This window comes from Bartonella sp. AA1HLJMS (assembly GCF_042197445.1).
Classification (GTDB): Bacteria; Pseudomonadota; Alphaproteobacteria; order Rhizobiales; family Rhizobiaceae; genus Bartonella.
In genome coordinates this window covers 1-5,631 of the sequence record NZ_JBHIRW010000059.1, presented here as the reverse complement: position 1 = coordinate 5,631, position 5,631 = coordinate 1, and the positions used below count along the sequence as shown (strand labels likewise).

Here is a 5,631-nt window from a genome sequence, read left to right as displayed (position 1 = left end):
TCCTCATCGCTTGCGTATATTACAGCAGCATGGTTGCGTGAGAATAAAGATGACAATCAAACGTTAATTAATCAACGTCATCCATTTACCACGGACTTATCGGGCAATGCAGGTAAGTTAGGATTAGGTTTAAGCAGTTTTGTGAGTGAGAAGTTAAAGTTATATGGTGAGGCCCATTATGTTAAAGGACATAAAACAAAACAGTCCTTTCAGGGTATTTTAGGTGTACGCTATAGTTTCTAACGATATGGTTATTTTTTAGTTATCTTTAAATGTATGATTAGTTTTTTTAAGTTTTTAATGCAGCATCAGAGAACAATTTTTCAGAGCACGCAGCTTCGTTGTTCATGATAAACTGTATACCCTTATATACTTGATTATGCATTACTTTTTATCTTTGATAAGAAAACTCCGAGAAAATGCTAAAGAAGCACTATAAAAACGCCCTTATATTCTTGATCAAAAAAGTATTTAAAAAACTGTAAAGAACGGTTTTTTATGAGATAAGGAGGATTTTTAAGAAGGATTGTTGCAATCTAAGGTTGAAAATATGTTTTGTAGAGCTAATTACGTTCAGTGTCTATGCAGGCGTGAAGGGGGGAGGATATGGCTCTACAATATAAATGGAAACGAAATTTTTGGATACTCATGTTGAGCAGCTGTTTTGTGCAAGCTGCTGCTGCAAATGAGGAGAGAACAGCACTTTTTTGTCAATCTTCAAGTTATGAAAATGATAAAGTATTTCAAGATCAATACAATGAGGATATGAAATCAGCAAGATGCATACTTGGAGCCTCTAATGATGTTATGGTAAGAACGCGCAATGAATTAGACTTTTTAAAAAAGCCTAGAGATTTTATCATGGATAAGGGTGCTAGAGTGTTTGCGAGTCAACAGGAGCTTGACAGCAGTCATCGTGACAATGCTGGATATAATGCACAAGAACAAAATACTGCATTTCTTAAAAAGCCTGAACTTATTTCCATTAAAGATGGGGCAATGTTAGAAAATTATATCCTTGATAATGAAGGTAAAGCATACATTTCAAATGATGGTGAAATTGATAGTCCAGGGCGATCCATTAATAACACTGTAAGGAATGGTGCAGAGCTTTATGTGTATGCAGGAGGACTCAGTGAGAATAGTAAAATTGAACATGGTGGAATTGAAAATGTTCAGGCTTTAAAGGGAAAACAAGGTTTTTCGAAAAATGCTGTTGTTAAAGAAGGCGGGCACCAAAGTGTTGGAAATGGAGGGAAAGTAGAGGGGACTAAAATTTATGGCGGTGAGCAGCTTGTTTTCGGGGAGGGGGATATTGGAGGAGAGATTAAAGGCAGTAGTGCTTCTCATACTATCATTTATGGTCAAGATGAAACACTAGGCCAACAAAAAGTATATGATGGCGGAAAAGTTTGGAATACAAAAGTTATGCAAGGGGGTGTCCAAGAAGTTGGACAAAAGTCTCAAAGTGCAAAAAATGGTGGTTTTGCATTTCACACAGAAGTTTTTGGTGGTGGTAAACAACGTATCTTAAAAGGCGGTCAGGCTATTGGAGTCACTTTAAATGAGAGTGCTATTCAGGAAATATATACTGATGGATCTGTAAAAAATCTAACAATGAATGATCAAACAAAATCATGGGTGCATGCTGGAGCAACATTAGAAGGCAAGACACAGGTAAACCATTCTGGGCAGATCCATCTTTATGCTGGGAATGATCAACAACGCACCACAGTAGAAGATATTATTTTAAATGGAAAAGATACAAAACTATACTCTATTACTGATGAGTTTGATGGAAAAAGTTCTTTGATACAAAAATTAAGTGGTGAAGGGAGTGTTATTTTTTCGTTTACAGGTTCTGATCCATATTATTCTCAGCTTCATGTGAATAATCTTTCAGGAAATTTACATTTCGCGTTCAATACTACGATTGCCCATAACCGTGGTGATTATCTCTTGGTTGAGAAAGGCGCTGGGAAACATACAATAAGTGTTGCTGATTCTGGAGTTGAAATCACGGATCCTTTTTCAAATAAGCGTGATTTAATTACGGATCAAAGTGGTGGAGCGCATTTTACGCTGACAGATCTTAAGGGTGAAAAAATTAACGCCATTGATGGTGGAACTTATATGTATGATTTGAAAGAAAGAAAGGATGAAAATGGAAAAGTTTGGTTTTTATCGGCAGACCGCCTCAGTGGACCAGAACCTTCTATACCAGATCCGACAAATCCTTTTTTTCCTGGAGAAACATCAACAACCCCCTCTACAGATGCAGTGTTAACGTTGTCCGTAGTTCCTGGGCTTATTTTTAATAATGAGTTGCAAATTATACGGAATGGTAGAAAAATTTGGGACAGAAATAAGAAGGATATCGAACTATGGACTTATGGGATTAAGAGCAGAGAACGTGTTGCGACAGGCCATACACACTTTAAGCTTGGGCAGACAGGTTTAGTCTTTGGTGCTGATCAGTTGAGTGAATTAAGGCATGGAGAGTTGTATGTTGGTGGTTTCGGGAGTTATGATCAAGTACGTATTTCTCATGCACGAGGTGGTGATAGTGATCTGAGCTCTTATAGCATTGGAACTTACGCAACTTATTTTGATCATCGTGGATGGTATATGGATGGTGTTTTGAAATATAATTATTACCGAGATAATTTGAAAGCCATATCAACGAATGGCTTAGCCATTCAAAGTCATTACAATCAGTGGGCGATAGGTGGATCATTTGAGATTGGTTGTTATTTTGAACCGGCACAGAATACTTGGATGCAGCCTTATATCAAGCTAACAGGTTTGCAGGTTGAAGGTAAAAGAATAAAACTTTCCAATGGAATGATAGGTGATCTAAGCCCATTAACTTCATTCCGCAGTGAAGTTGGATTGACTGCAGGACATGAATTTTTTGTGAGTTCAGAAACTTCATTAACAGCTTACATTATGGCAGCTTGGTTGCGTGAGAATATAAATAATAATTATACGACAATTAATAACCAGTATAAATTTATTACAGATTTATCAGGCAGTGCGGGTAAATTGGGAATTGGTTTAAACGGTTCGGTCAATGATAAACTAACACTTTATGCGGAAGCACATTATCTAAAAGGACATAAGATTAAGAATGCTCTTCAAGGTATTTTAGGATTACGCTATAGTTTCTAAATATGTGTGTACACGACTGATTGACTTTACAAATGTAATTGTTTTGCAAGCTTAAACAGATAACGCTCGGCTATGTCTTCTCGAGAGTGTAAGGACTTTCTCAAACAGTAGGAATGTCTTTATACTCTCTCTTTTAAAGGTAACATACTGAATTTATAATAATAATTCATTTCTATGCATGTTGAATGAGAGTCGCGAAAATCATAGAATTCTCTGATTCCAAATCTGTTTATGTTGAATCAATCAAAACCATTTTCTTGCACGTCACAAGCAGGCAAGCCTGCGTGGATAAAAATTGTACAAGAAAGAACTAAAAATACCTCTTATTAAACTGCCTCAAGTACCAAAGGGTGTAGCGTTGCAACATTTTAGGGCTGGAAAAGTGTATGATGATATCGGCTCGCTTCTTCATAAGCGTAAAGATTGGGAGTTCAATGGCTTTACCGGTATATCATTCATGGATGACGTCGCGAAATGGGCTTGAGTGCATTGAGAGATGTCTCTTTAAAACAAGTGTGTGAATGTACAACCCAATGGCGTTTTGTTTTACGTGAAGAGGGGCTCCATTAAAGGGCACGAGCATTTTTTTCATCTATAATTCCAGATATGCAAATTATTCCTTTAACTTAAGTGAACATTTTGAATTTTATTCAATTTTTCTGCCTTAAGTTAGAGTTTTTTAGTGGCTTATAGATAAACAACTTAAAGTTGCTTAAATTAAAAAATACACTAAAAAATTGTATTTAGACATAAATAAAACACATTATGATACAATCTAAAGCGAGCGACCTATGTAGCCGCGGGATATTTTTCTAAATAATTGAGAGTGGAGTGTGGATAATGCGGTATAAATACAAATTAAGTTTTTCAGTATTGATGATCAGTAGTTGTCTTTTGCAATCTGCAAGTGTAGTTGAGAGTAGGAATAGAGTGCTAACAAGAGCAACAGATGTGGGAAATAGAGAAGAGGAAGAAAAAAATTTAGAACTGATTGCTAGTTTTTTCAAAAATAATATTACGATTGAATATGGTGATGTAGAGCTTGTTGAGAATGGAAAAACTTCCGTGGGGTCCACTATTAAAAAAGGAGGGATGCAAATAGTTACACGAGCAGGAATTGCAATGAGCGCCAAAATTTGGGGAGGTCAGCAGTTTATTCATGAAGAGCCAAATGTTGATTTTACACGCGTGGTTAGACGAAGTAGTGCATATAATTCCACAGTTACGGGTGGAGGTGGAGCAGTGGGACAGCAGAATGTGTATGATGGGGGAGGTGCTTGGTATGCGAAAGTGGGAAATGATGGAGAACAAAATATTTATGCGAGGCAAAGAAAGGAAGGGGGGAGAGCAATGTTTACAGAAGTTTCTGGGAATGGGAGACAGCATGTCTTAGCACTAGGGGAGTCTGTGAAAACTACTTTGAAGGATCAAGCTATTCAAGTTGTATATCCTATGGGATTTGTAGATACTTTAACAATTACGGATTTTGCTAAATCGTGGTTCCATGTTGGTGTACAAGAAGTCGTTGGAGAAGTAAGGATCAATGGTGGCGGAGAACTTTATTTATTCGCTGGCGATAGGACAAATCATATAACTAAGAAAAAAATTCCTATAGAAGAGAGCGTGGATGAGATAATATTTGAGGTTGGTGAACGGAAGATAGGAGAAAAACCACAGATTAAAATTAAAGATTTAGGGGGGCAGAGTGGGACTGTTATTTTTTCTTCTATTCCGTATGATCCACGTCATATTTCACTTTATGTTGAGAGACTTTCAGGGGATTTACATTTTCGATTCAATATTAGCGCTACGTGGGATGCGAGTGATTATTTGTTGATTGGTGAGGGCTCAGGGAATCACAAAATAAATATTGCAGATTCTGGACGTGAAATTACAGGTCCTCTCTCACAAAGGAATAGTTTGGTTACTGAGCTTCCGTTAATTACCGATAGAAGCCACAATGGCGGAGCTAATTTTACTCTGGCAGATCTTTTGGGCAAGGACATTACAGCTGTTGATGGTGGAACCTATCAGTATCGCTTAGTGAAGAGAGGAAGATGTGCTGATTCTAGTGGTAGTGCTACAATTTGGTATTTAAGTAGAGCTTTTGGAGATACGGAAGGTTCTAATTCTGAAGTAGAGTGTGTGAATAAGAAAGCGAAGTTTCCTCTTGCATTGTCTGCTGATACGGGTACACAGTTTGATCAAGGGGCTTCTTCTGAAGGAAAAAATACCGGTCCTCGTTCACTTACTAAAAAACAGCCATCTAAACCACGACCTCCACGTCATTTAAGAGGGGCACAGAATGTCTCTAGTGTTTCTGTATCTCCCTCTCAAGAAAATCAGACTCTTGTAGCGTTACCTCCATCAGGTCCTCATCCTTTTTCTGATGAAAAACAACAAACTGCTGTTTCAACCTCTTCTCAATCTTTAGCCGATCAAATGATTTTACGTCCAGTT

The 5,631-nt window shown here is 37.4% G+C and carries 3 protein-coding genes and 1 pseudogene; all 4 read left to right on the top strand.

The window, feature by feature from the left end; genetic code table 11:
- The coding region (locus ACFIQE_RS08550) for an autotransporter outer membrane beta-barrel domain-containing protein (protein WP_375630597.1) at positions 1 to 243 on the top strand (243 nt) is incomplete at its 5' end.
- 363 nt (positions 244 to 606) lie between these two features.
- A complete protein-coding gene (gene bafA, locus ACFIQE_RS08545; RefSeq protein WP_375707540.1) occupies positions 607 to 3,171 on the top strand; it encodes a BafA family autotransporter in 2,565 nt (854 codons plus the stop codon).
- Between the two features lie 325 nt (positions 3,172 to 3,496).
- A pseudogene (locus ACFIQE_RS08540) lies at positions 3,497 to 3,726 on the top strand (hypothetical protein); the annotation flags it as partial.
- 285 nt (positions 3,727 to 4,011) lie between these two features.
- The coding region (locus ACFIQE_RS08535; RefSeq protein WP_375707539.1) for a pertactin-like passenger domain-containing protein at positions 4,012 to 5,631 on the top strand (1,620 nt) is incomplete at its 3' end.